At 69.5% G+C, this 24076-nt stretch carries 27 protein-coding genes and 1 pseudogene; 18 read left to right on the top strand and 10 right to left on the bottom strand.

Annotated features, from left to right (window positions below):
* Positions 1 to 5: 5 nt before the first annotated feature.
* Genes BM362_RS09285 through BM362_RS09275 form a run of 3 tightly spaced genes read left to right on the top strand, consistent with a single transcriptional unit; the run spans position 6 to position 1982 of the window.
* Positions 6 to 596: a nuclear transport factor 2 family protein gene (locus tag BM362_RS09285; protein ID WP_093572839.1), complete on the top strand. Its 591-nt coding sequence runs from the start codon at positions 6 to 8 to the stop codon at positions 594 to 596.
* A complete protein-coding gene (locus tag BM362_RS09280; protein WP_067580870.1) occupies positions 593 to 1240 on the top strand; it encodes an O-methyltransferase in 648 nt (215 codons plus the stop codon). Before BM362_RS09285 ends, BM362_RS09280 begins: the two co-directional genes overlap by 4 nt.
* 1 nt (position 1241) lies before the next feature.
* Positions 1242 to 1982, top strand: coding sequence for an SDR family oxidoreductase (locus BM362_RS09275; protein ID WP_093572838.1), 741 nt, complete (start codon positions 1242 to 1244; stop codon positions 1980 to 1982).
* Between the two features lie 3 nt (positions 1983 to 1985).
* On the opposite strand, the gene BM362_RS09270 is transcribed toward BM362_RS09275, so the two are convergent.
* Entirely contained in the window at positions 1986 to 2627 is a 642-nt protein-coding gene (locus tag BM362_RS09270; RefSeq protein WP_338080310.1) for a hypothetical protein, read from the bottom strand.
* Positions 2628 to 2713: 86 nt separating this feature from the next.
* Between BM362_RS09270 and BM362_RS09265 the strand changes: the two genes are divergently transcribed.
* Positions 2714 to 4000, top strand: coding sequence for an MFS transporter (locus BM362_RS09265; RefSeq protein WP_093572837.1), 1287 nt, complete (start codon positions 2714 to 2716; stop codon positions 3998 to 4000).
* Between the two features lie 61 nt (positions 4001 to 4061).
* Here the strand turns inward: BM362_RS09265 and BM362_RS09260 are convergent, their stop codons facing one another.
* A complete protein-coding gene (locus BM362_RS09260) occupies positions 4062 to 4277 on the bottom strand; it encodes a hypothetical protein (protein WP_093572836.1) in 216 nt (71 codons plus the stop codon).
* A gap of 572 nt (positions 4278 to 4849) precedes the next feature.
* On the opposite strand from BM362_RS09260, the gene BM362_RS09255 reads away from it, so the two are divergent.
* From BM362_RS09255 to BM362_RS09240, 4 genes are all read left to right on the top strand, one after another.
* Positions 4850 to 5197, top strand: a complete 348-nt coding sequence (locus tag BM362_RS09255; protein ID WP_067580875.1) for a lactococcin 972 family bacteriocin — start codon at positions 4850 to 4852, stop codon at positions 5195 to 5197.
* A gap of 113 nt (positions 5198 to 5310) precedes the next feature.
* Entirely contained in the window at positions 5311 to 6264 is a 954-nt protein-coding gene (locus BM362_RS09250) for a hypothetical protein (protein ID WP_093572835.1), read from the top strand.
* The gene (locus BM362_RS09245; RefSeq protein WP_093572834.1) at positions 6261 to 7568 is read left to right on the top strand and encodes a hypothetical protein; all 1308 of its coding nucleotides are present in this window, start codon (positions 6261 to 6263) and stop codon (positions 7566 to 7568) included. Before BM362_RS09250 ends, BM362_RS09245 begins: the two co-directional genes overlap by 4 nt.
* A gap of 3 nt (positions 7569 to 7571) precedes the next feature.
* Positions 7572 to 8255: an ABC transporter ATP-binding protein gene (locus BM362_RS09240; protein ID WP_067580882.1), complete on the top strand. Its 684-nt coding sequence runs from the start codon at positions 7572 to 7574 to the stop codon at positions 8253 to 8255.
* Positions 8256 to 8402: 147 nt separating this feature from the next.
* On the opposite strand, the gene BM362_RS09235 is transcribed toward BM362_RS09240, so the two are convergent.
* A complete protein-coding gene (locus BM362_RS09235) occupies positions 8403 to 8642 on the bottom strand; it encodes a hypothetical protein (protein ID WP_208865150.1) in 240 nt (79 codons plus the stop codon).
* A 41-nt stretch (positions 8643 to 8683) separates the two neighbouring features.
* Positions 8684 to 9700, bottom strand: coding sequence for a GlxA family transcriptional regulator (locus tag BM362_RS09230; RefSeq protein ID WP_093572833.1), 1017 nt, complete (start codon positions 9698 to 9700; stop codon positions 8684 to 8686).
* Between the two features lie 123 nt (positions 9701 to 9823).
* Here BM362_RS09230 and BM362_RS09225 point away from each other — a divergent pair, with 123 nt between their 5' ends.
* From BM362_RS09225 to BM362_RS09215, 3 genes and pseudogenes are all read left to right on the top strand, one after another.
* Positions 9824 to 10489: a DJ-1/PfpI family protein gene (locus BM362_RS09225; RefSeq protein ID WP_093572832.1), complete on the top strand. Its 666-nt coding sequence runs from the start codon at positions 9824 to 9826 to the stop codon at positions 10487 to 10489.
* Positions 10486 to 10936 (top strand): annotated as a pseudogene (locus BM362_RS09220) (hypothetical protein). Before BM362_RS09225 ends, BM362_RS09220 begins: the two are co-directional and overlap by 4 nt.
* Positions 10933 to 11214: a hypothetical protein gene (locus BM362_RS09215; RefSeq protein WP_093573385.1), complete on the top strand. Its 282-nt coding sequence runs from the start codon at positions 10933 to 10935 to the stop codon at positions 11212 to 11214. Before BM362_RS09220 ends, BM362_RS09215 begins: the two are co-directional and overlap by 4 nt.
* Here BM362_RS09215 and BM362_RS09210 read toward each other — a convergent pair.
* On the bottom strand, positions 11180 to 13846 hold the full coding sequence (locus BM362_RS09210) for an AAA family ATPase (RefSeq protein ID WP_067580901.1): 2667 nt from the start codon (positions 13844 to 13846) through the stop codon (positions 11180 to 11182). The genes BM362_RS09215 and BM362_RS09210 overlap by 35 nt on opposite strands.
* A 106-nt stretch (positions 13847 to 13952) precedes the next feature.
* Here BM362_RS09210 and BM362_RS09205 point away from each other — a divergent pair, with 106 nt between their 5' ends.
* Entirely contained in the window at positions 13953 to 14795 is an 843-nt protein-coding gene (locus tag BM362_RS09205; protein ID WP_093572831.1) for an NmrA family NAD(P)-binding protein, read from the top strand.
* A gap of 13 nt (positions 14796 to 14808) precedes the next feature.
* A complete protein-coding gene (locus BM362_RS09200) occupies positions 14809 to 15225 on the top strand; it encodes a Dabb family protein (RefSeq protein WP_067580904.1) in 417 nt (138 codons plus the stop codon).
* A gap of 92 nt (positions 15226 to 15317) precedes the next feature.
* Here the strand turns inward: BM362_RS09200 and BM362_RS09195 are convergent, their stop codons facing one another.
* Positions 15318 to 16613 carry an MFS transporter gene (locus tag BM362_RS09195; RefSeq protein ID WP_067580905.1) on the bottom strand — a complete coding sequence of 432 codons (1296 nt, stop codon included), beginning with the start codon at positions 16611 to 16613 and terminating at the stop codon, positions 15318 to 15320.
* An 86-nt stretch (positions 16614 to 16699) separates the two neighbouring features.
* Here BM362_RS09195 and BM362_RS09190 point away from each other — a divergent pair, with 86 nt between their 5' ends.
* Positions 16700 to 17056: a winged helix-turn-helix transcriptional regulator gene (locus tag BM362_RS09190; RefSeq protein WP_067580908.1), complete on the top strand. Its 357-nt coding sequence runs from the start codon at positions 16700 to 16702 to the stop codon at positions 17054 to 17056.
* Between the two features lie 21 nt (positions 17057 to 17077).
* Positions 17078 to 17950 (top strand): cyclase family protein, encoded by an 873-nt coding sequence (locus tag BM362_RS09185; RefSeq protein ID WP_067580910.1) that lies wholly within the window; start codon positions 17078 to 17080, stop codon positions 17948 to 17950.
* Here the strand turns inward: BM362_RS09185 and BM362_RS09180 are convergent.
* From BM362_RS09180 to BM362_RS09165, 4 genes are all read right to left on the bottom strand, one after another.
* The gene (locus BM362_RS09180; RefSeq protein WP_093572830.1) at positions 17928 to 18383 is read right to left on the bottom strand and encodes a hypothetical protein; all 456 of its coding nucleotides are present in this window, start codon (positions 18381 to 18383) and stop codon (positions 17928 to 17930) included. The two genes, BM362_RS09185 and BM362_RS09180, sit on opposite strands and share 23 nt — an antisense overlap.
* A gap of 459 nt (positions 18384 to 18842) precedes the next feature.
* Positions 18843 to 19172 carry a CU044_2847 family protein gene (locus tag BM362_RS09175; protein ID WP_093572829.1) on the bottom strand — a complete coding sequence of 110 codons (330 nt, stop codon included), beginning with the start codon at positions 19170 to 19172 and terminating at the stop codon, positions 18843 to 18845.
* Between the two features lie 49 nt (positions 19173 to 19221).
* Positions 19222 to 20172 (bottom strand): hypothetical protein, encoded by a 951-nt coding sequence (locus tag BM362_RS09170; protein WP_093572828.1) that lies wholly within the window; start codon positions 20170 to 20172, stop codon positions 19222 to 19224.
* Positions 20169 to 20507 (bottom strand): PadR family transcriptional regulator, encoded by a 339-nt coding sequence (locus BM362_RS09165; protein ID WP_067580920.1) that lies wholly within the window; start codon positions 20505 to 20507, stop codon positions 20169 to 20171. The genes BM362_RS09170 and BM362_RS09165 overlap by 4 nt, the downstream gene beginning before the upstream one ends.
* Before the next feature lie 100 nt (positions 20508 to 20607).
* Here BM362_RS09165 and BM362_RS09160 point away from each other — a divergent pair, with 100 nt between their 5' ends.
* The 3 genes from BM362_RS09160 to BM362_RS09150 all read left to right on the top strand — a co-directional run bounded on the left by BM362_RS09160 (position 20608) and on the right by BM362_RS09150 (position 24055).
* Entirely contained in the window at positions 20608 to 21324 is a 717-nt protein-coding gene (locus BM362_RS09160) for a TetR/AcrR family transcriptional regulator (RefSeq protein WP_067580922.1), read from the top strand.
* A 320-nt stretch (positions 21325 to 21644) separates the two neighbouring features.
* On the top strand, positions 21645 to 23156 hold the full coding sequence (locus BM362_RS09155; RefSeq protein ID WP_167545259.1) for a carboxylesterase/lipase family protein: 1512 nt from the start codon (positions 21645 to 21647) through the stop codon (positions 23154 to 23156).
* Positions 23153 to 24055 carry an NADP-dependent oxidoreductase gene (locus tag BM362_RS09150; RefSeq protein WP_093572826.1) on the top strand — a complete coding sequence of 301 codons (903 nt, stop codon included), beginning with the start codon at positions 23153 to 23155 and terminating at the stop codon, positions 24053 to 24055. Before BM362_RS09155 ends, BM362_RS09150 begins: the two co-directional genes overlap by 4 nt.
* Positions 24056 to 24076 lie beyond the last annotated feature (21 nt).

Here is a 24076-nt window from a genome sequence, read left to right as displayed (position 1 = left end):
TCCTGATGACAGAAGAACTTCTCGCCGCCGACCGGCAGGCGATCGCCGACTTGACGACCGGCTGGATCCATCGCGACCGGGAGGACTGGGACGCGCTGGCGAATCTCTTCCACGACGACGCGACCCTGACGATCCTCTGGTTTTCCGGACCGGCCGGGGACTTCGTCGACGGGTCGCGCCGGATGAGCGGCGGACCGTTGCGCAGCAAGCACTTCATCGGCACCCCGGTGGTCGAGGCCGCCGGCGGCCGCGCCTTCGTGGAGACCAATGCGATGCTCGTCGCCGATCACCGGGAACTGGGAATCGGCGTGACCGTCCACAACAGATTCCTCGACCGGATCGACCGCCGGGACGGCGTCTGGCGCATCGCGCGCCGCGATTCGGTCTACGACATGGGCGGCTTCACCTACCCCTACGGGATTCGGCCCACCGACGATCTCGACCCGCTTCGGCATCCGCGCGAGTACGCCGCGTTGGCCTATTTGCTGGAGCGCAGCGGACACCAGGTGCCCGGCACCTGCCCGACTCTCTTCAGCAAGCGGGAACGGGAAATCGTCGAAGAAGGCCACGCCTGGTTGAGGGGAGCCCGCGCATGACCGGCGTCCACCGCCCGCTCCGCGATCCGGCCGTCAACGCCGTCATCGACAAGCTCGTCGCGGCACAACAGTACCCGGCCGACGACCCCCGCAACGGCCTTGAACGCGACCCGCACGAATACAGCGACTACGGTTTCTCGATCTCTCCGGAACAAGGCGACCTCATCTATCTGTTGTGCCGTGGCATCCGCGCCACCCGGACCGTCGAATTCGCCACCTCGGTCGGCCTGTCGACGCTTTATGCCGCGGCCGCGGTGCGCGACAACGGGGGCGGCACGGTGATCGGTGCGGAACTGGTGCCCGCCAAGGTCGCCGCGGCCAGCCGGAACCTCGCCGAGGCCGGGCTGGCCGACTACGCCGAAATCCGCGAAGGCGACGCCCGGGTCACGTTGCGCGACCTCGGCGGCGAGGTCGACTTCGCCCTGATCGACGGGTGGCTTGGCGCTGAACCGTCGCTTGCCCGCGAGGTCATCGAGCTTGTCGCACCGCACCTCAGGATCGGCGGTTACGTGCTGAACGACAACGCCGAACCCGATTTCCTGGCCTGGATCCGCGACCCGGCCCACGGATTTGTGTCGGTCTCGCTGCCGTTGCACGGCGGCACCGAACTGTGCGTCAAGGTCGCCGAGCGGAAGGAACGCTGAGATGGGACGGCTCAGCGGCAAGGCCGCGCTGGTCACCGGTGGCAGCCGGGGCATCGGCCGGGCGGTGGCGGAGCGGCTGGCTCGCGACGGCGCCCTGGTCGCCGTGCACTACGGCAGCAACGAGACCGCTGCCCGGGAAACGGTCGCCGCCATCACCGAGGCCGGCGGACGGGCCTTCCCGGTGGGTGCCGAACTCGGTCTTCCCGATGACGCGGCGACCCTCGCCGCCGCGCTGGACACGGACATCGACATCCTGGTGCACAACGCAGGCCGCTATTTCCTGCGCCGGCCGATCGAGGTCCTCACCCCGGAGGAATTCGACAAGATGTTCGCGGTCAACGTCAAAGCCCCGTTCTTCCTGACTCAGCGCCTCTTGCCCCGGCTGCGCGACGGCGGGCGGATCATCGCCGTCTCGTCGGTCGCCACCCGGGTCACGGCGCCGGACGGGATCGCCTATCCGATGACCAAGGGCGCGCTCGACGTGTTCAGCCGAACTCTGGCCAAGCACCTGGCTCCCCGCGGCATCACAGTGAATTCCGTCGGGGTCGGCTACACCCGGACCGACATGACAGCGGCGCTGCTGGACGTACCGGAAAACCTGGAACGCAACGTCAGCCGGACCGCGCTCGGCCGCATCGGCGAGGTCGAGGACGTCGCGGACGCGGTCGCTTTTCTCGCTTCGGACGACGCTCGCTGGATCACGGGCACGAAACTCGACGTGTCCGGCGGCGTCGGCCTGTAGCGGTCAGGAGTCCGCGGGGCTGATCTCCAGCGGCGCGGCGGTTCCGGCGGCGAGTTGCTGCCGCTGGGTGACCGCGTGGTCGAGCTGCCGCGCCAGATGCGGGACGTTCGCCGAGGTCAGGTAGGTTTCCGCGCCGGCGTCGAGGAGCCGGCGGACCGGTCCGTGGTAGCTGACGCCCAGCTCCGCGTCCTCGACCTCGGCGAGGACGACCCGGGCTTTCGGGAACTTCGCCCGGAGGCCGCCGATCAGCTGCGGGCTGACCGGCGGCACGAGCAGCACGTCGGCGGTGGCCGGCGCCGAGTGCAGGTCCAGCACGAGGTAGCCGGAGCCGAGTTCGGCCGACAGCGACATCCGGGCCGAGGCCGACAGCTTCATCGCGGTGGCGACCACTGTCACGTCGTCGTAGTCCGTCCGCGGCGGTTCGGGCCGGACACCAGTGCCGGAGACCATCGCGATCGGGTCGCCGTCCCTGGTGAGGACCAGGTTTTCGCCCGGCCCGAGTGCGTCGATGAGGTCCGCGACGTCCTCGGGAAGACGGCCGACGTCGATCTGCCGCGCCCGCTCGCCGGTCATGACCGGACCGGCCGGCGCGGCAACTCTCCGGAGCGCGGTGCCTGCGGTGGTGTCGTCATGGAACTCGATCATCCCACAACCGCGGCGCCTTGTCCGGCGCTTCGGGTGATGGCGGATTTCCGCCAGCGTTTCCGCCGCGTCCTTCCTACGCTCGGCCCGTGCATTCGGAAAACATTCGCGGTCCTGTCGTCTGGTTCATCTCGTTCGCCGCCGCGCTCGGCACTGCGGCCAGCTACCCGCTGCAGCCCGCGATCGCCGAGGTCGGCGGAGCGCTCGGCACGTCGCCCGGCTCGGTCGGCATCGCGCTCGCCTGCGGACCGGTCGGCTACCTGTGCGGGCTCGCGCTGCTGGTGCCGCTCGTCGATCAGTTTCCGCCGCGTCACGTCCTGTCGGCGCAGTTCGGTGCGCTCGCGGTTGCGTTGGGGCTGAACGCGATCGTCGGCCAAGTGTGGTTGCTCGGTCTGGTGCTCGGCGTGCTCGGTGCGTGCTCATCGGTCGGCGCCGGGTTGAGTTCGGTGACTGCCCGGTTGGCGAGCCCGGACCGGCGAGCTACCGCGCTGGGGATCGTCACCGCCGGAATCTCAGCGGGAATCCTCGCGGGCCGCATTGTCGGCGGCTGGCTGTCCGACTTGATCGGCTGGCGCGCGATGCTGGGCGTGTTCGCCGCCGGATGCGCGGTGGTCGGGGTGGCGGTGCTGCTGGTGCTTCCGTCGGCGGCCGGTGCGAACGATCGCGGCTACCTCGCCACGTTGCGCTCGATTCCGGGGCTATACCGGCGATATCCGGTGCTTCGGCTCGCGGCGGTCCGGGGGACGCTCTGGTTCTTCGCGTTCTGTGCGGTGTGGTCCGGGATCGCGGTCGCGCTGTCGAGGCCGCCCTTCTCGTACTCCGCCGAGCGAATCGGGTTGTACGCTTTCGCCGGCATAGCGGGAATTTTCGCTACCCGGATCGCGGGAGCGTGGACCGATCGGGTGGGCGCGCGCCGGGTGATCCTCTGTGGACTGAGTCTCGCTGGAGTCGCCAGCGCGGTGCTTGCTGTCGCGTTGCCGAGCACGGTTTCGACGTTGCTCTGCTTGGCGTTGTTTGACGCGGGGCTTTTCGCCGCGCAGGTGGCGAATCAGAGCACGGTGCTGGCGATTGAGCCGAATGCGCCTGCGCGGTTCAACAGTGCTTACATGGTGGTGTATTTCGCTGGGGGAAGCCTGGGTACCGCGTTTGGTGCTATGGCGGCTGAGCGGATCGGGTGGTCGTTGACCGCGTTGGTCACCGCTGTGGTGATCGTGGCCGCGGCTGTGCTTACCGTGGTTTCTGGAGTGCGGGTCGGTCAGCGTGTGAGGGGAGACCGCCAGTTCCCCGCACAGACAGCTGTCCCCGCGACAGCGGTGTGCCGTCCGGCGGAATCGGGGTGTCCAGCAGCGGTGCGTCGGGAAGGTGGTTCAGCATGAGGGCGGGCCGGGCGTCGGCGATGCCGATCCACGCGATGACGAGCTGGCGGAGTGGGGTCTCTTAGGGCGCGGTGCGGTAAACCGCCGGGGATCCTGTCGCGGCGGCTTCCTTGAGCAGGGCGACCAGGCAGGCCTCCTTGGAACCGAACTGCTCGCAGAAGCCGCGGCGGGAGGTGTGCGCGCGGCCGTCGAGGCCGCCGATCGTGATCTTCGGGAAGTGTTTTCCGCGAGCAGCGAATCCAGCGCGCCGGTGGAGCGGCTCTGCGGCGCGTGACACCGCGCGGGTCCTTCCTGTCCGCGGCAATCCGGCGATTCTCCCAGTCCGGCGGCGACTGGTATTCCGAAACGGGAGCGGCATATCGGCGGAATGCCGGGGAGAAAGAACGCGGCGGCGCTGGCTGGTCCGGGTGGTCGTAACGCCCGGCGACGCTCCGGGAGCGGCTACGCCATCTCAGTGACATCACGGAAAGACGTTTGGCCGATTGCGGGTACGTTCGGTAGTGTTTTGCCCAGCGTCAGATGGGGGAGTCGAGCGCTAAGGGGGATCCAGGTGTTTTCACCGTTTTTCTTCGCGCCGCGCACGAGACGCGGCACTCTGTGAAGAAATAGCTGTTACCGCAGGTCAGCGGGTTGCCGACGGATGCGTGCGCACCTGTCCTGATCGACCGCTCCTGCCCGCCGGAATGTTTCGGCGCCTACGTCCCGCCGGCGTCGGGGGCCGGCGGGGACGACGCGGCTGTTCTCGTCCCGGCATGACCGTGCCGAGGGTAAACCTGAATGTTTTTCGTTCAGGGTGCGGGAGCGGCCCGCTCCGGGGAAATCAGGAAAAAGAATGGGGAAATCATGACAATGGGGTCTGCGTCTCTGAAGATCGCCAGGGCGGCTTCGGTCGCTTCGCTCGCGGTCGTCATGTCCGCGGGGATCGTTTCGGCCGCGAATGCGTCGCCGTCCCGGGAGGCTGTCCCGGCGGGCTGCGGCAGCGCCGGCGGCGGCACCTGGTGCCACGGTTCCGGCAGTGACGGCATCTGGAAAGGCTGCTACTCGAATTACAACCACCCGAAGAACTACCACAGCTCGACGGCGGCCATCGGCGCCGCCAACGACAAGCGGTACGCGTCGGCGGGTTCCTGGTCCAACGCGCACGCCAGGGCCGGGTGGGCCTACACCTGCTACGCCTACTACAACCCCAACGCGTGATCGTGGCCTGACCTTGCGGGCATGATCACCGCGGTGCGGTGCCGGGCCGACGGGGTCCCGGCACCGCACCTCCACCGCAGCAAGCACGCAGCAGCGACGAGAGCGAGCTTTCCGTGCGACTGATCCTCTCTCTCCTTTTCGCGGGAATCCTGTTCGCTGTTCCGGCGGTCGTCCTGATGGACGTGGTTCTGGAGCAGGAAGCGCGCAGCGAGACCGCGGCGGACCGGATCGGAGTGCCGTTCGTGTGGCCGGAACGCCCGCAGGCGGCCGATCCGGAGACGACGCTGCGCATTCTCGCCGAAGCGGCGGAGGCGACCGGTGCCACGGTTGTGCGCACCGTCGTGAGCACTCAAGCGGACCGCGAGCGCATTACGCATTACATCTTGCTCGGTGGCGATCGGACGGCGTTGTTCGGCGAATTCACTCTCGCGCGGGGGCGGTGGCTCAGCCCGGCGGAGTCGCGGAGCGGTTCGGCGACGGTCTCGACGTCGGGCAACGCGGGAAGCGTCGGTGTGCCAGCGGTTTTCGCCGACCGGTACGACCTCACGTTCGCGCCGTTGCGTCAGGCGTTCGATTCCTTGCCCAGTTCCGGCCGGTACGTGGTGGACGCGGGGCCCGCCACGGGCCGTTTTCTCGGGCTCGTCCGCGAGCGGTTGGCCGAAGCGGGTGTCACGGTCTCCGATCTGACTTCGTCACCGCGCGGCGAGCAGCCGACAGAAAGTGTTCCAGGACTGCGAATCCTGGCGTACCTGCTGGCGGGCGCGTCCACTGTGGTCATTGCGTTCCGGTTGCTGCGCGAGGGAAAGCGGATCGGCGTGCTCCGTTTGATCGGTCATCCGGCCGCACGGATCTGGTACGAGGTCGTCGGGAGAACGCAGATCGGCGCCACCGTCTTGGGGCTGGGTGCGTGCGTCGCAGTCGTCCTCGTCGTTCCAGGCGTGGACCCGTCGTTCCTGTACGCGGTGGCACCGGTGACGGCAGCCGGATTCGCGGCGACGCTGGGCATCGGGCTGCTCGTCGTCCACCGGGTGCGCATTTCGGATCTCGTCAAAGGAAGTCTGCAGTGAATCACAGGACGCGACACCGTTCGCCGTTCGGCTTGGCGATCGCCGCACCGGCCGTGGTGAAGGCAGTATGCGGCGCGATCCTCGCGGTGCTGGCCGTGGTGGCCTGGCAGCAGTTCGCCGAACTGGCGAAGCAGCAGGAATTGCTGGCGCCGTGGGATAAAGTCCAGAGCTACGCGGTCTTCTACCCGCGCATGATCGGAAACGACCAGCAGGAAATGGAAACCGGGGGCGACGCCTCGTCGGTCGCGGAAGCCCGGGACCTCTATCCGGTGCTCGACCGGGCAGGCGCGCTTTTCGTCGACGCCGCCAACTACGAGCCGGGCACGCCGCCGGACCCGACGTCGCGGTGGCCGGTGCCGCCGATCCGGGTCAACACGCATTACCTTGAGCAGTACCCCATTCTGGACGCTTCGCGGAAGCCGATCGCGGTCGCCGCCGATGACCCGGCATGGGTCGTCGCCGTTCCCGAGCAGTTCAAGCCGCGCGAAGCCCAAATCCGTCAGCTCCTTCAGGAAACCCGCACCGGCGGCCCGGGAATCACCGGTGCGACGCGAGCGGAACAACGCATCACCGGCGACCAGCCGCGGTTCACGAGCCAGAGCGTCCGGATCGTCTGGACCGCTTCCGGGCAAGGCGTGTTCAGTTACGACCCGCAGGTCAATCCCGGGCACGGAAACCTGATCACCGACCCGATCGTCGAGATCATGACCCCGGCGAACAGCCTCACCGTCGACCGGCTCAACGCGATCACCGGCGGCCTGGACACCGGGCTGAAGGTCCGCGTCGGCGACGATCCGGCGGGCACACTGGCCGCGCTCGGTCCGAAGCTGAAGCAACTCAAGCTCGACGACAATCTCCAGCACCTCGTGACCGTGCACGAGGCGATGGCCGCGCAGATCGACCAGGTGCGCGGCGGCATCACCCAGATCGCCGTGTTCGCGGGTGCGGCGCTGTTCGTCCTGGTCGCCTTGACCGCGGTGATCGTGCTCATCGGCTCGGACCGGCTGCGCCGCCGGCTCACCGTGCGCAGGCTCCACGGCATCGGCTTCGCTCGTTCGTACCGGGAACTGCTGATCGCCCTCGGCGGGACGTGGCTGGGCCAGACCGTGCTGGCCGGGATCGGGCTGGCGGTGCTGGCGATGCACACCCTGTCTCCGGCCGGTGCCGCGGCGGGCCCGCTGGACCGGCTGCCGGAGCTGGCCGCCGTATCAGTGCTCTCGCTGGCGATCGAGGCGATGTTCGTGGTCGTGACCGCTCGCGTCCTGGAGCGCCGCAACACGGTCGACCGCTTGAAGGAGCTGTGACCCATGGAATTCTTGTGCGAACTCCGCGGAATCCGGAAACAGTACGATCTCCACCAGGTCCTGGACGACTTCGCCCTCAGCGTCAAGCCGGGCGAGTTCATCGCGCTGACCGGCGCGAGCGGGGCCGGGAAGTCGACCGTCCTGAATCTGCTCGGCCTGCTGGAATCGCCGGACGGCGGCGAGGTCCGCCTTTTCGGCGAGCGCGCACCCCGGCCGCGCTCCCGGGCGGCGAATCTGGCGCGCCGCGACCGGCTGGGCTACCTGTTCCAGAACTTCGCGCTCATCGACAGCGAGACGGTCGAGCACAATCTGGCGGTCGCGCTCACTTACGCCAAGCGGGGGACGCCGAAGCAGGACCGCGTCAAGGAGGCGCTCGCGCAGGTCGGGCTGCGCCGGTCGCAGCACCGGAAGATCCACTCGCTGTCCGGCGGCGAACAGCAACGCGTCGCCGTGGCGCGGCTGCTGCTGAAACCGTGCGACCTCGTCCTGGCCGACGAACCGACGGGCTCGCTGGACGCCAAGAACCGGGATCGGGTCCTGGACCTTCTGCAGAAGCTCAACGAGGCGGGCAAGACGATCATCGTGGCGACGCACGACGAAGCGGTGGCTGATCGGTGTTCGCGGATCGTGGAGCTTTCCGGCCGCGCAGCAGAGTCACCGCAGGAGCGCGTCGCCAGCGGTCACTGAAACACCTCCAGGTTCGTCGATCGGCGGCAGGATCCGCCGGATCCGCGCATACGCCGCGGATCACATCGGCGACCCGGAGCAGCACACCGAGCCAGGGATGATGCGGCGGCCAGGCGATCCCGATCTCGCACGGCGACACGATCTCGCTCAGCGAGAACCGCGTGCCGCCGGGATGCCGTTGGCCCCACGCCAGCTGCGGCACGATCGAATATCCGGATCGGTGCCGGAGACGTGGCTGGCGTACCGCGGCGCGAGCAGGCACAGCACCAGGATCGCCGCGGACACCATGACCCGGGTAGTGCCGAGCCGGGTCCGGAGGCCGCGTCGCCGCGGTCCGCCGCCGGACTCCGGTTCCGCTCGCGTCGCGAAGGCCTGGGGCTCGGTCACCTGGCCGCCCCCTCGGATGTCACCGTTCCTGTCGGCAAAAGCTAGAGAAGCTTCGCGTTTTCCGGCAAGAAGACCGGCGTCGCCTTCGCTAAGACGGCCTCATCGGCTGGTCGATGCGGCCCTGGCCGGAATGCTTTCCGGTACGCGCCGGGCGTCACCCCGACGACCTGGCCGAACTGGGAACGGAAGTTGCTCGTCGTCGGAAATCCGGTCTGCGCGGCGATCCGGTCGACGGTGTGGTCGGTCGTTTCGAGCAGCTCCTGTGCCTGGCGGATGCGCACGCCGGCGACCCACTGCAGGGGGCTTTGGCCGGTTTCGTCCTTGAAACGCCTGGTGAGCGTGCGCACGCTCAGCCCGGCCGCGGCGGCGATGTCCGCGAGCGCGAGGCCCCGGTACGCGTTGTCCTCGATCCACGGCAGGACCTGGTCGAGCGTGGTCGGCCGGCTGGGCGCGCGGTTGCGGACGATGTATTGCGCCTGTCCGCCGGGCCGGTGCAACGGCGCGACGGCAAGACGGGCGGCATCGGCCGCGACAACGGTTCCGTAATCGTTCCGGACGATGTGCAGGCACAGATCGATTCCGGCGACAGCACCTGCGGAAGTGAGGATTTTCCCGTTGTCGGTGTAAAGCACATCGGGATTCACCTGGACGGCCGGGTATTTCCGCTTGAATTCGTCGGCGGCGAGCCAATGCGTCGTCGCGTCCAGGCCGTCGAGCAAACCTGCTTCGGCGAGGGTGAATGCGCCGACGCAGATCGACGCGATTCGCGTACCTCGATCCGCGGCGGTTCGCAATGCTGCCAGAGCCGCGGGCGGTGCCGGTGCCAGCGGGTTCTCCCGTCCGGGCACCACGATGAGGTCGGCGCGCTGGAGGGCGTCCAGGTCGTCGTCGACTGTCAGCCGCAATGGGCCCGCCTCGATGTCGCGCTCCGGACCGGCGACGAGCGTCCGGTACCCCGGGCGGCCGTCCGGGAGCCGGACGCGTCCGAAGGTCTCGATCGGGGTGGCCAGATCGAAGGGGATCGCGTCCGGGAGGGCGAGCACCACTGTGGTGTACATCCCTGAAGGATAAGGCATCTCCCGGAGTGGCCAGATACCGGTGAAAGCTGTCCAGATAGCCATTGTGGAGATCATCTCCATTGGCTTTCGATGGACGAAAGCGTCCATCGAAAGGAACCACCCATGCTGCGGGCCCAGTTCGTGCTCTTCGACGGGTTCGACCCGCTCGACGTCGTCGCTCCGTACGAAGTGCTGTCGGCGAGCGGTGAACTCGCCGTCGAACTCGTGAGCGCGGACGGCCCCGGAGTCGTGCGCTCCGGCGTCCCCGGCCTCGCCCTCACCGCGACCGCCGCGTTCGACCCGGACATGCCCGGCTATGTGCTCGTCCCCGGAGCCGCCGGCCCGATGGACGGCGATCCCGATGCGGGCGTCGAGACCATCCCTGTGCTGCTGTCGCGCTTCGCTTCCGGGGAGGCGATGCCATTGATGCGTCGCGCGTTCGACAACCCGGACAGCACAATCGTGACCATCTGCGGGGGTTCGCTCGCGCTGGCGATGGCGGGTTTGCTCGAAGGCCGCACCGCGACGACGCATCTGCTCGGCGTCGACCAGCTCGGCACCACCGGCGCGAACGCCGTCCGCGCCCGCGTCGTGGACGACGGCGACCTCATCAGCGGCGGTGGCGTCACTTCCGGTCTCGACGTGGCTCTCTACGTGCTGGAGCGCGATTTTGGTTCGCGCACCGCGCACGCCGTCGAGCAGCTTTTCGCATACGAACGTCGCGGCACCACCTGGAAAGAAGACGGCGTACTTCAGGACAGCGCGAGCGGTTTCGGTGAAACCGCGTGAACGCTTTCCTGCTGTCAATTCACGTATTAGCGGCCATTCTCGCCATCGGCCCGGTCGCGGTCGCCGCGAGCATGTTCCCGAGTGCCGCCCGGCTCGCCTCCGACGATCCGGAGAAGGCCGCGACGCTGCAGGTCCTGCACCGGACCACCCGAGTCTACGCGGTGATCGGAGTGCTGGTCCCGGTCTTCGGTCTCGCCACTGGCGCGCGGATGGGGGGTGCTCGGGGACACCTGGCTGATTGTCTCGCTGATTCTGACCGCCGCCGCTGCCGCGATCCTGGTCGGGTTGATCCTTCCCGGGCAGAAACGCGTCGTCGGCGCGCTCGGTTCTGATCAACCGGTGACTGTTCGCTTGGGAATGCCGACCGGAATGTTCAACCTGCTCTGGGCGGCGGTCGTCGTGCTGATGATCTACCGTCCCGGTTCGACGACGGGGGTGGGGTGGTGAACCCGCGCCGGGTTCTGGAAATTATTGGTGCGGTGGAATTGGCGACGCTCGTGCTGATGCTGGGGAACGTCGTGACTGTGCACCAGCCGGAGGTATCGCGCGTGCTGGGTCCGGTGCACGGAGTGGCTTATCCGGCAACGGTGATCGCCGCGGTGCTGGTGCTGGGCGGCCGGTGCCGGGGGTGGCTGCTGGCTTTGGTTCCCGGAATCGGCGGACTTTTGGCGGCTCGGGCGGCGTCTCCGCCTAGTCCGCGTCGCGAAGATCAGGCATGTCCCTGAGCTGCCTCCGCGAGGTGATCCCGAGCTTCCGGAAGATATTCCGCAGATGGGCATCCACCGTCCGGGGACTGAGGAACAGCCGAGTAGCCACCTCCTTCGACGTGGCTCCCGCGGCGACCTCGCGCGCGATGTGCATCTCCTGCATGGTCAACCGGTCATAGGTATGCGCGGAACGGCTGCGCGCCACCTCCCCGGTCGCACGCAGCTCATCAGCCGCACGTCGGGCGAACGCCTCCAAGCCGATCTTCGACAGCTGCTCATGCGCCGCCCGTAACTGCTCGCGCGCGTCGCGGCGACGGCCCGCGCGGCGCAGCCATTCCCCGTACCGCAGATGCGCCCGCGCGATCTGTACGGAAAGCGGGCTGTCCGTCAGATACGAGAGCGCCGCGACGTACTCGTCTTCCGCGTCGTTGACCATCGCCCGCGCGCTCGCCGCGATGCCGAGTGCGAAGTTGGTGCCCGCGGGTTCCGTGCGCTCGACCACCGCATCCAGCGCAGACCGGGCGATGGCGTCTTCCCCGCACCGCACGGCGGCTTCGATTTGCTCGGGCAGCGCGATGCCGGTGAGAAAGAGGTCGCCGCTCGCGATCGCGTGGGTTGCGGCTTCGAGCGCGGCCGGGTACTCGCCGAGGCCGTTGTGCAGCACGGCCATCGCCCAGTGCGCGTTCGCGGTCAGCTGGCCGGTGCGTCGGCTCGTCGCCTCGGCGAACAGGCCGAGCACTTCCTGCCTGCGCCCGCGCATCGCCGCCAGGTGCACTCGCGGGTAGAGCTGCGGCGGGTCGCCGAGAGCGTCGGCGATGGCTTCTTCCTCGGCGATCGCGGCCATCGCCTGGCCGAAGTTCCCGGTGAGCACCGCGTAGACCGCGGCCTGCGACAGGCCGAGCCGGACGGTCATCGGCGATCCGGTCGCCTGCCCGGTCCGCGTTAGCCAGTCGACGATCGTCCGGTGCAGGCCGAGGTCCCACAGTTCGCCCGCGAGCACGGTGGCCAGGGCAGGCGTGCGGGTCCAGCCCTGGTCGTCGCCGGTGAGGGCCTCCCGGATCGCGGGCACCCCGGCGCGGTGGCCTTCGGCGGTCAACCGCACGAGTGCGGTGAGGAGGTCCGGCGGCCCGGCCGGGGGCGCGGCGGCGAGCACCCGGTCCAGCACTCCGGCGGCCCTTCCGACGACGAGCCCCATCTCCAAGGCGGCCACCAAGAACTCGCGCGACCGTTCGGGATCGCGGCCGGCGAGCTGCTGCGCGGCCCGCAGCATGATCTCTGGACCGCGAACCGCCCCGTCCGGGCCCTGGACGAAGGCGATCTGCCCGCGCAGCAGGTCGACGGAGGCGCGCTGCGGGACTGCCAACGTCGAGGCGTCGATGCTGGTCAGAAGCTCGGCGGCGGCGTCGGTCCGGCCTGCCGCGAGCGTTGCCCGCGCGGCGGCGAGCGTGCGTTCGACCTGCTTGCCGTGGTCGAGCGACAGCGCGGCGGCCCGTTCGAGGAACGCGGCGGCGGCCGCTACCCCGCCGCGGGCCTGCGCGCGGGACGCCGAGACCTCCAGCTCAGCCGCGACCTCCTCGTCCGGCCCGGCGGTCGCTTGCGCACGATGCCACGCACGGCGGTCGCCAGCGGTGTCCGGGTCGGTCGAATCGGCCAACGCCCGGTGTGCGGCTTGCCGCTGTTTTGGCTCAGCCGCGCGGTAAGCGGCCGAGCGCGCCAGCGGATGACAGAACCGCGCGCGGGTGTCGAACTGGATCAGCCCGGACGCTTCGGCGGCGGCGCTCGCGGCGGGCACGTCGAGGTCCAGCCGCCGGGCGGCCGCCCACAGCAAGCCCGGGTCTCCGGTGGGGTCCGCGCTGGCGAGAATCAGCAGCTCCCGCGCGTCCGGGGACAGGCAGGCCATGCGAGAGAGAAAACTCCGCTCGATCCGGCTCGCGATCGGCGACGGCGTCGGCAGCGCGAAACCGCCTGCTTTCGGCAGCTCGATCAGGGCCAGCGGGTTGCCGCGAGCCTCGGCGAGCAGGCGATCGCGCACCCGCTCGTCCAGCGTCCCGGTCTTCTCCTTGGCCAGCAGGTCGCGGGCGTGCGCGTCGCTGAGGCCGCCGACGGTCAGCCCGGGCAGCTCGTCCAGCCCGGGGACCGGTTCCTGGTCGCGGGCGGCGAAGACCATCGCGATCGGCTCCGCCGAGATGCGCCTGGCCAGGAACGTCAACGCGCGTGCCGAGGCGGCGTCCAGCCAGTGCGCGTCGTCGATCACGCACAGCAACGGACGTTCCGCCGCGGCCGTGGCCAGCAGTTCGAGGGCCGCGAGACCGGCGCGGAACGGGTCCGGCGCGCCTTCGGCCAGGCCGAACGCGACCAGGAGGGAATCGCGGCAGGGCGTCGAGAGGGTGCCGAGGTGCGCCAGGACGGGAACGCACAGCTGGTGCAGCGCGGCGAACGGCATTTCGCCCTCGTACTCCGACCCGGACGCCCGGATGCGCTGACACCCTTCCGCCGCCTGCTCGACGTGGTCCAGCAGCGCGCTCTTGCCGATGCCCGCCTCGCCGCGCAGGACGAGCACCCCGCCCTCGCCCCGCTCCGCCGCCCGGACCAGCGCGAGGAGGCGGTCGATCTCGTCGCGCCGGCCGATGAGGGAGGACGTGGTGGGCATAGGCGAAACCTTAGGGGCAGGCGAGGTAGGCGATTGTCACCGACGCGAGCGGCGGGGTGTCCGGGCGATGGTGGTGACAGGCCACCGGAGGAAAGGAAGTTCCACAATGGACACAGTGCTCGTCACCGGCGCGACCGGAACCGTCGGGTCCGCGCTGATCCCCGCTCTGCAGGACCGCGGCAGCACCGTCCGCGCCATGACCAGGGGCCGTCCCGTCGACGGCGTGGAGACCGTGATCGCGGACCTGCGCGACCCGGCCTCGATCGCGGTGGCGCTGAAGGGGGTCGACGCGGTCTTCCTCAACAGCCCCTCCGCTCCCGATGCCGCTGAGCTGCAGATCCAGTTCGCGAACCTGGCCCGCGACGCCGGCGTCCACCGGCTCGTGCTGCTCTCCCAGTACGCCGCCCGCGCCGATTCGCCGGTGCGCTTCCTGCGCTGGCATGCCGAGGTCGAGGCACGCGTCGAGAAGCTCGGGATCGACTACACCGTGCTCCGGCCCAACCTCTACCTGCAGGCGCTGCTCAACTTCTCCGCCACCGTCGCGCGAGGATTCATCGCCGCGCCCATCGGCGACGCGGCGGTCAGCGCCATCGACACCCGAGACATCTCCGCCGCCGCCGCTGCCGCGCTGACCGCCGACGGACACTCCGGCCGCACCTACACCCTCACCGGTCCGCGCGCGGTGACGCACGCCCAGATCGCCGACGCGCTCTCCGCCGCCACCGGACGGGACATCGCCTTCCACGACGCACCCGCCAGCCAGTTCGCCGCCGCGCTCGCCGGCTTGCTCCCGTCGTGGCAGATCGGCGGCCTGGTCGAGGACTACGCCCACTACGCCCGCGGCGAGGCCGCCGAGGTGCACACCGCCGTCGCCGACCTCACCGGACGCCCCGCCCGTGACCTCACCGATTTCGCGCTCGACTACTCCGCCGCGTTCGCGGCCCGCTGAAAGGGAAATTCCGATGATCTACCACAGCATTCGCTTCACGCTCAAGCCCGAGGTCACCGCCGGGGAGAAGACTGCTACCGCCGCGAAGATGCGCGAACTGTTCGACCGCATCCCGGCGGTCAAGGCACGCGTCGTCGGCCCTGACTTCGGCGGGAAGTACGAATTGGGCGCGGTCCTGGTGATCGAGGACATCGAAGGGTACGCGGAGTACATGAACCATCCGGCGCACCTCGAACTGGACCGGGTGGGGCTGCCGCTGGTCGAGCGGTTCATGTCGTCCGACATCACCGACGACCCGGACCCGGAGATCGGCGCGAAGATCGCCGAGGTCCACCGGAGCCGGTTCGCGAACGTGCCGGACATCGCGGAACTCATCTCCGGGCTCGCCGAGTACACCGGCAGCGCGGCACCGGGGCGGCACGCCAGCTGACGGTTCACCCGCCCCCAGTTTTCAGGTTCGTGAGGGTTCTCCTCACGTCCGTCGGCGGGGCCGCGGCGGTGGCCGTCCAGCAGAGACCGGGGTCAGCGGATCGCGGTGAGGAGCGTGACCGCTCCCGCCGCGATCAGCGCGGCGGCGAATCCCGTTCCGCCGCCGAGGTTGGCGATCGTGCTGAACACCGCGACCCCGCCGCCCGCGCCGATGGCGAAACCCACTTCCTGCGTCGCCCCGGCCGCTCCAGCGTGTTCGGCGGTCGCGGCTTCGAACAGCGCGGTGGTCGCCAAGGTGCCGATCGCGCCATAGCCGAACCCGACCAGTGCAACCGGAGCCACCGTGTGACTCAACGGGATCGCCGCGAGTCCGACAGCTTGGATCACCAACGCGATGGAGGTGGATGTCCGGCTGCGCAGCCAGTTCACACTGAACGGCGCGACCAGTCCGCCGACCGCGGTGGCCACGGCTTGCGGAGCGAGCGCGAAACCCGCCTCGATGGGCGTTTGCCCTTGGGTGTGCTGAAGTTCGAGGTTGACGAGATAGAGGCAGGCCGCGGCCGTCGCGGCGGAAACGACGATCCGCGCGAAGGCCGAGGTGAAACCCGGCCGCAGAAAAAGCCGGACCTGCAACAACGGTTGCCGAAGCCGAAGTTGCCTGCGCACGAACATCATCCCGGCAAGCACGCCGGCCGCAGTGCACACCACCCCGCGCAACGGTGCGACGGTGCTTTCCTGCAGCCCGTACACAATCCCGCCGATCGCCGCCACTGACCACAGCAGACTCGGGATCTCCCATCCGGCCGCCGCCTGTCCGACCGATTCGGGCAGCAACCACACCGCCAACGCGATCGTGAGCACCGCGAGCGGCACCAGGGCGAGGAAAACCCAGCGCCAGCCCGGCCCTTCGGTCAGCAGTCCGCCGACGACCGGCCCCAGCGCGTTGCCCGCTCCCAGCACGGTGACCCACATGCCGTTGGCGAACGCGAGATCCCGCCCGGAAAAGAGCGACCCGATCGTGCCGACCACCCCGGCCAGAATCACCGCACTGGCCACCCCGAGCAACCCGCGGCACACGATGAGCAACGCCGAACCGGCAGCGGCCGCGGCCACCGCGTTCAGCACGGCCGACGCGCTCACCCCGAGCAGCAGCACGCGTTTCCGCCCGTACCGGTCGCCGGCCCGAGCCGCCCCGACCATCGCGACCGCCAGCGCGAGCGGGTACCCGTCGACGATCCACGCCCGCGCCGGCGCGGACACCCGCAGTTCGTCCGCGATCCGCGGCAGCGCCGTGGTGACCATGCCGAGGGCGAGACTTCCGCCGAGGACTCCGGCCAGCAACGGAATCAGAACGAGCCCGCGCCGTGGCTCCACCCGGGTCGACGCCATGCGACGATCCTGTCCTGACACCCCCGCAATCGACAAGTACGGACGTCACGGTCTGGTACTAACCAAACGGATAGTGAGGAGGCCGGATGCGCCCGCAAACGGAAAAGGCCGTGCGAGCGTGGCGAACGAGCTGCGCCGCCGAAATCACGACGATGGTGCTGGGCGGCGCGTGGAAGCCGAGCATCCTGCACGCACTGGCCAAGCACGGCGTGCTGCGCTTCGGGGAACTTTCGCGGCTGCTGCCAGATCTCACCGACCGCGTCCTGACCCGCCAGCTCCGCGAACTGGAAGCCGACGGCCTGCTGCGCCGCGTGGTGTACCCGCAGGTGCCGCCGAAGGTGGAATACAGCCTGACGGAATGGGGCGAAAACGCGCAGGAGGTCCTGAATGTCATGGCGGTGTGGGGCCGTTCCTACGCTTCGTCCGTCGACGAGCGGCGGTAGCTTCTCCGTACGATCATGAGCATGAGCGAGCCGAACGACCTGCCGAGCAACTGGGGCCGCTGGGGCGCCGACGACGAACTCGGCACCCTGAACCTGATCACCGACGAGGTCCGCGAACGCGCCGCGCGCGAGGTGCGCACCGGCCGCTCGGTGTCCCTGGCGGTGCCGATCCAGCCGGCTCCGGTGCTCAGCGGCCCCTTCCCGCCGCGGACCGCCGAAGAATCGCCGGTCCAGCAGCTGATGCTGTACACCGGAAGCCCAGCGATCGCGTACGCGGACGCCCTGACCGTGACGAACCACCACCCCCTGTCCACGCACCTGGACGCGCTCGCGCACATCCCGCAGGACGGACAGGTGTATCCCGGCCGCCCGGCGAACGAGAGCGTCACGATGGGCGGCGTCGTGCACGGATCGACCACGGCATTCGCCGAAGGCATCGTGACCAGGGGAATCCTGCTGGATTTCGGCGCCGACGGCCCGGTGCCCGCCGACCGCGCGCTCACCGCGCAGGACCTCGAAGCCGCGGAGGAACGTTTCAACGTCCACGTCGAACCCGGAGACGCCCTCGTCGCGCGGTTCGGCTGGGTGCAGACCCGATACAGCGGCAACCCCATGCCCGGCATGAGCCTGGACGCGACGCGGTGGATGCACGACCGAGGGGTGTCCTTGTACGCCGGGGATCTCTCGGATGCCTACCCGCCCGTGTGCTCCCCGCCCGCGATGCACGGAGTGGCTCTCCCTCGGCTGGGGATGCCGTTGATCGACGCAGTGGACGCCGACGAATTGGCGTCGGTTTGCGCTGAGCTCGGGCGGTACAGCTTCCTGTTCGTGGCTGCTCCGCCTCGGATCCTCGGGCTGACGGGGGTGCCGGTCAATCCGGTCGCGGTCTGGTGAGCGGTCGCGTGGTGCCCTGCCGGCCGGGATTGAGCGGCTGGAAGGGCAGTCTTACCCGCACGGCCGGCTTTGCTCGGCACCGGCGGGCAGCAGGGTCCTCTCGGCCGGAGTGAAGACCCGGTCTCGTGTCAAGCGCCAGCTCTCCGTTCTCGACGGCCCGGTGGAGCGATTGGTCGCCGAGTTTGATGTCGGTGACCAGTCTGTGGCCGGGCCAGCGCCACACCGGGAAGTCGAGGGTGGCTTCCCCGAACAGGTAGTCGCCGTCGATGCCGTGCAGAGCGTTCATCGACGCCGGCAGCGTCCGGTTCGCGTTCAGGCCGAGGAGGACTACGCCGCTCTCCAGTCCGTTGACCATGGCCGCGAGGGAACCGGTGGGGTCGATGGCCGGGGTGCCGGGAACGTCTCGATCGCTTTCCGGCTCGGGAGATCCCACACCGCGGCCGTTTCCCGTCGTAGACGAAGAGCTGCCCGGGATGTCCTGGTCTTGCCTTCGCCTCGGCGACATCGGCTCGCGTGGTCAGCGGCAGCGGCGGCGCGGAGGTCGTTCGCCCGGTAGGTCCGCAGCGTGCCGTCGCCGCTGACGGACAGGAGGTGTTCCCTCTGGGATCAAAGGAAAGCGCAGTCGGCGAGGGCACTGAGACCTGCTTCAGCACCTGTTGCCGTGCGTCCAGGAGGGCGAGTTCTCCGGCCTGGGTGCGGGCTGCCCGGCGCTGGCCGTCCGGCGACCGGGCGTGCGGGTTCCACGAGGTGGTGGCGGCGGGCTTGGCGTCGGCCGTGGGCACGGTGCTGAGCTGCATCGACCCGTTCCGCACGATCAGCGCGGTCAACCGGCCGTCCGGGGCGGGGAGGAGGATCGGGGTCGGCGAAGTGTCCGCGGCTGCCCAGTTCACCGTTACCGTGGGATCGGCGACGGCGCGGTCCACTCCATGCTGACCGTGAAGTTCGCTTCGCCCGCGGTTTTGGCGCTCGCCAGGTTCGCCTCGCCGGTGACCCTGATGCCGAACTGCGGACTGACCTTGGACGGTTGCCACTCCATCGCCCGGAACTCGGCGAGCACGGCCTCGGCGGCGGGCCGGACGCGCTGGAGCGCCTCCTGGACCGACTCGGACGCCTGCTCGATCGACGCACCGCCGCCGACCGGCTGGTTTCCGCCAGCGGCCGGATCGGTCTCGAAAAGAATGGCGTCGCCGCCGTCGACCGGCATGCTGACCCCTTGCGTCATGACCTCGGTATCCCTTCGGGCCCGCGATCACTTCGTGCCGGTCAGTCAATCACAACGGCCGGGCCGGGGAGGGCGGAATCGGAGAATCCGGAGAGGTCGCGCGGGAATGCCGGTCGAAACGATGAAGCAGGACGCCGAATCCCAGCGTGACAACGACCGGTGCGGCGTAAAGAACGAGCGGCAGAACCGGGTAGACATCCAGGTATCCGAGCAGGCGCGCGGCGACTGGGACGACGATAAGCGGCGCAAGAAGGATCAACGCCGCACGGCGACCGCTTCGGACGCGAAGGCGGCAGGCGGCGAAGACACCGGCCACGAGCACTGCCAGTTGCACCAATTGGGCGAGCGGCAGATGCATGCCCCGGACGGTCGTCGTAAGCCCAAGCAGCACAACGACTGTGCAAGCGAGGACGGACAGTCGCAGTCGGCCCAGCAGAGCCAAGCCATGGCGTGGCCCCGGGGACGCGGTCATCGCGAGTGCCGCGAAAACGCTGAGCAGCACCCAGCCCGGAGCCACATCCACCGACCAATGGCGGGCGGGGTCGAGAAGTGCGACAGTGATCAAGGCGGCATTAGCCACCCACGCCAGGATCACCGAGGCACGACGCATGCCGCACACGCCGAGCACCACGGCGGCCAGCCAGCCCGACCACACCGGGACGTCGGCGAGCGCTCCGAACCACATCCGCAAGCCCGCACTGTCCAGCCGGGCCACGCTCCGGATCTCGCGGACTGTGGAGGCGGCTCCGGTCAGCAGCAGCACCGGTGCCAGCAGGCTGACTATCGCCAAAGTGTCTCGCCGGGAGTGCTTGCTCAAAGCGTGTCGCCAGTGGACTTGGGCGGCACCCCAGACGAGGTCAAGCGTCTCGGCAACCCCTGGCTTGCTTCGGTTTCCGGCACCGTCGAGCAATACCCCCAGCATTTCTTCGCCGTGCGCGGCTCGGTGCGCGAGCGGGTACAAAGCCAGCAGCCGCCGGTAGCGTCGCTTGAGGTCGCTCACGCCAATCCTCCCGCATCGCGGAGCTGAAGCCGTTGTTCGGCGGCAGTCGTGTGGCGTTGCCGTCGCTGGACTTCCGCGGCCAGTCGCGCGGCGCCTGGTTCGGTCAGGCGGTAGTAGCGGCGCAGCCTGCTGTCCACGACCTCTTCGCGATCCACTTCCACCCAGCCCTCCGCGTGAAGCCGGTCCAGCGCGGCGTACAACGTGCCGGCTCGCAGCTTGACTTGGCCGTCGGAGATCGTTTCGACATCGCGCAGCACGCCGTAGCCGTGCTGCGGCTGGGCGGCAAGCGCGGTGAGGACCAGGAAGGTCGGCTCGCGCAGAGCACCGTCATTCATGAGAGAAGCATATACCTATGAACTGTATATTGAGACCGAATCGGCGGCATCCTGGCCGAACAGTGTTCGGCGAACGAACGCTCCGCGATAAGGTGCACCGGTGGACCCCAAAGAACGGCGCGCGGCACGGCACCAGCCACCGAAATCCGGAACCGGCCCGAAACCCCGGCGGCGCACCGTTCCGATCACTGTCGAGCAGGTCGTCGAGGCCGCGTTGGAGATCATCGCCACCGAGGGGTACGAGGCGTTGTCCATGCGCCGCGTGGCCGACGCGCTGAACACCGGTCCCGCCTCGCTCTACGCGCACGTGGTCAACAAGACCGATCTCGACGAGCTGCTCATCGCACGGCTGTGCGCGAAAATCGTCCTGCCGAAGCCGGCCGCCGCGAACTGGCGCGAGCAGATTCGCGACGTGTGCGTCCAGCTGCGCGATCTGTACCTGGCCTACCCCGGGATATCCGGCGCGGCGTTCGCGGTGGCGCCCACCGACCTCGACACCGCGCGGCTCAACGAGGGGATGCTGGCGATCCTGCGGAACGGCGGCGTCCCGGCGCAGGCCGCGGCGTGGGGGGTGGATTCCCTGCTGCTCTACGTGGCTGCCTACTGCCTTGAGACGTCGATCGTGCACCGGCGGGTGGAGGAGAAGGACGCCGTATGGGTCGTCGGACGGGACGAGATGCGGCGGCGGCTCGCTTCGCTGCCCGCCGAGGAATTTCCGTACACCGCGAGCCATGCCGCCGAGTTGACGGCCGGCGAGGGGCATGACCGGTTCGACTTCACGCTTGAGGTGATGATCGACGGTCTGGCGCGTCGCTAGGCGATTGCCGCTGCCGTTGACCTTCGCGGGTTCGTTCCCGCCCTCGCCGGGCGCGCTTGCCCAAGCCGCCGAAGCACCTTGCGGGCCGGGCAGACTTTGCCGAGACGGCCGATCCGGGGCCGATCGGGCATTTCGTCGATCCCGGGAGCCGCCTGGCTCACCTCCCTGGCAGGGGAAATCAGATTCCCTCAAGGGTCCTTCACAGACCTGCGGCAGCCAGCGGTTCGGGCTGCCCGGCTTAGGCGTCCGGCGCGGGGAACCGGTCCGCGAGGGTGCACCCCGCGTTGACAGGAACACTGTTCGTTGATAGAACAGTGTTCGTGGAAGCAGAGACAGAGCGGCCGGTGGCGCAGACCGCCCACGGCCGGGTGCGCGGCGGGACCGAGGGAACCCTCGCGGTCTTCCGCGGCATCCCCTTCGCCGCGGCACCCGTGGGCGAGCTGCGCTTCGCGGCGCCTCAGCCGCCTCGTTCCTGGGAGAACGTCCTCGACGCCGAGGACTTCGGGCCGATCCCGGCCCAGGCGGAAGTGCCGTCGTCCGCGGTCGCGCCGCCGCCGAATCCGTTCGACGACGGGCGCGGCTGTCTCACCGCGAATGTCTGGACCGCCGAGCTGTCCGGCAACCGTCCGGTCATGGTGTGGATTTACGGCGGTGGCTACCTCGCGGGCAGTGCGGCCGATCCCGGATACGACGGGGCGGTCCTCGCCGAAGAGGGCGTCGTCGTGGTGACCTTCAACTACCGCGTCGGCGTCGAAGGCTTCGGGCAGCTCGCCGGGGCTCCGGCGAATCGCGGGCTGCTGGACCAGGTCGCGGCGCTCGAATGGGTCCGGGACAACGTGGCCGCGTTCGGCGGCGATCCCCGCCAGGTCACGGTGTTCGGCCAGTCCGCGGGCGCGGGCGGGGTCGCCGCGTTGCTCGCGATGCCGAGTGCGGCAGGACTGTTCCGTCGGGCGATCGCGCAGAGTGTGCCGGGCACGTTCGTCTCCCCGGAGCTGGCGGCGGATGTCATGGCCACGATCGCGGCGAGTGCCGGGACCACGGCCACCGTCGAGGGGCTCCGCGATCTCTCGCTGGTCGCGGCGGTGGACGCGCTTGACCTGCGCGAGCACGCCGACCGCTGGGGCGCCTTCGCGTACGGGGTGACGCCGTTCTCGCCGGTGGTCGACGGTGACGTTCTTCCTGCCACGCCTTGGCAAGCGCTCCGCGACGGAGCTTCCCGGGACGTCGAACTGATCGTCGGGCACACCCGCGACGAGTTCCGGAAGATGCTCGCCGGGCGCGGACTGCTCGGGCGGGTCACCGAGGAAATGACCGCGGACGCGCTCGTCGCGTTGGCACCGGAGGGCTACCGCGCGGCTTTCCCGGAGGCGACGCCGGAGCAGCTCTACGAGACGCTCCATTCCGACTGGCTGTTCCGCATGCCCTCGGCGAACCTCGCCCGGGAGCACACCGGCCGCTCGTACCTGTACGAGTTCGTCCTCGAAGCCCCCGGATCCGGCGGGGTGCTGGGCGCTTGCCACGGCGTCGACGTCGCGCTGACCTTCGGCAACCTGACCGGGCCGTTGGCCGAGAAAATGCTGGGGCCGCCGCCGCCGAATGCCGAACTCGCCGCACTCTCGGCGGCGATGAGGGCGGCGTGGACCGGCTTCGCGCGCGGCGAGGGCCCCGGATGGGGCGAATTCGACGCCGCGGGGACGACCTGGGTGATCGGCGCCGACCCGATCGTGCGGTCCTATCCGGAGCAGCTGTCGGCGAACCTGTGGGCGGGCCACGATTTCCCGTGCCTGCCTCTGCGATCCCCGGCCTCGGGCCGAGAAAGGACGACCTCGTGAAATCGGTCCGGTTCAGCACCTTCGGCGGCCCGGAAGTCCTCGACCTCGTCGACGTCCCGGATCCGCATCCGGGCCCCGGCGAGGTCCGGATCTCGGTGCGCGCCGCAGGAATCAACGCGAGCGACTGGAAGAAACGCCAGGGCCTGATGGACCAGGAACTCCCGCAGACCCTGGGACACGAGGCGGCGGGCGTCGTGGACGAACTCGGCGAGGGGGTCACGGATGCCGCGATCGGTGACCGCGTGTTCGGATTCTCCGCTTCCGGTGGCGCACAAGCGGAATTGACCGTGTTGTCCTGCTACGCGCCCATCCCGCCGTCGCTCAGTTTCGCCGAGGCGGCCGCATTGCCCGCCGCGGCGGAGACGGCCGCGCGTGCGCTCGACCAGCTCGGTGTCGAGCGTGGCGCCACGGTGCTCGTCAACGGTGCTTCCGGCAGCGTCGGCGGTGCCGCGGTTCAGCTTGCCGCGGCTCGGGGCGCACGGCCAATCGGCACGGGAAGCCCTGCCACACATGACTTTCTGCGCTCGCTCGGTGCCGAACCCGTTGCCTACGGACCGGGTATGGCAGACCGGGTCCGCGCGCTCGCACCCGACGGTGTCGACCTGGCGCTGGACGTCGCCGGAAGCGGCGTCCTGCCGGAGCTGATCCAGCTCGCGGGCGGTCCGGAGCACGTCATCACCATCGCCGACTTCGCCGGTGCCGAGCAGTACGGCGTGCGCTTCAGCCGCGGCGACGGCGGGCACGCGCTTTATGTCCTGGCCCAGCTCGGCGAACTGGTCGAAGCCGGAAAATTCACCCTGCCGGTCGGGCGGACCTTCCCGCTGGCCGACGTCGCGGAAGCGCACCGGGTCGGCGAATCGGGCCGCGTGCGCGGAAAACTCGTCCTGCTGCCCGGCTGACGGGCCAACTCAACCGAGAGA

This window comes from Amycolatopsis rubida, assembly GCF_900115345.1.
In the GTDB taxonomy this organism is placed as follows: domain Bacteria; phylum Actinomycetota; class Actinomycetes; order Mycobacteriales; family Pseudonocardiaceae; genus Amycolatopsis; species Amycolatopsis rubida.
Note: the sequence above shows the minus strand (reverse complement) of the source record. Positions and strands in the feature narration are given on the sequence as shown.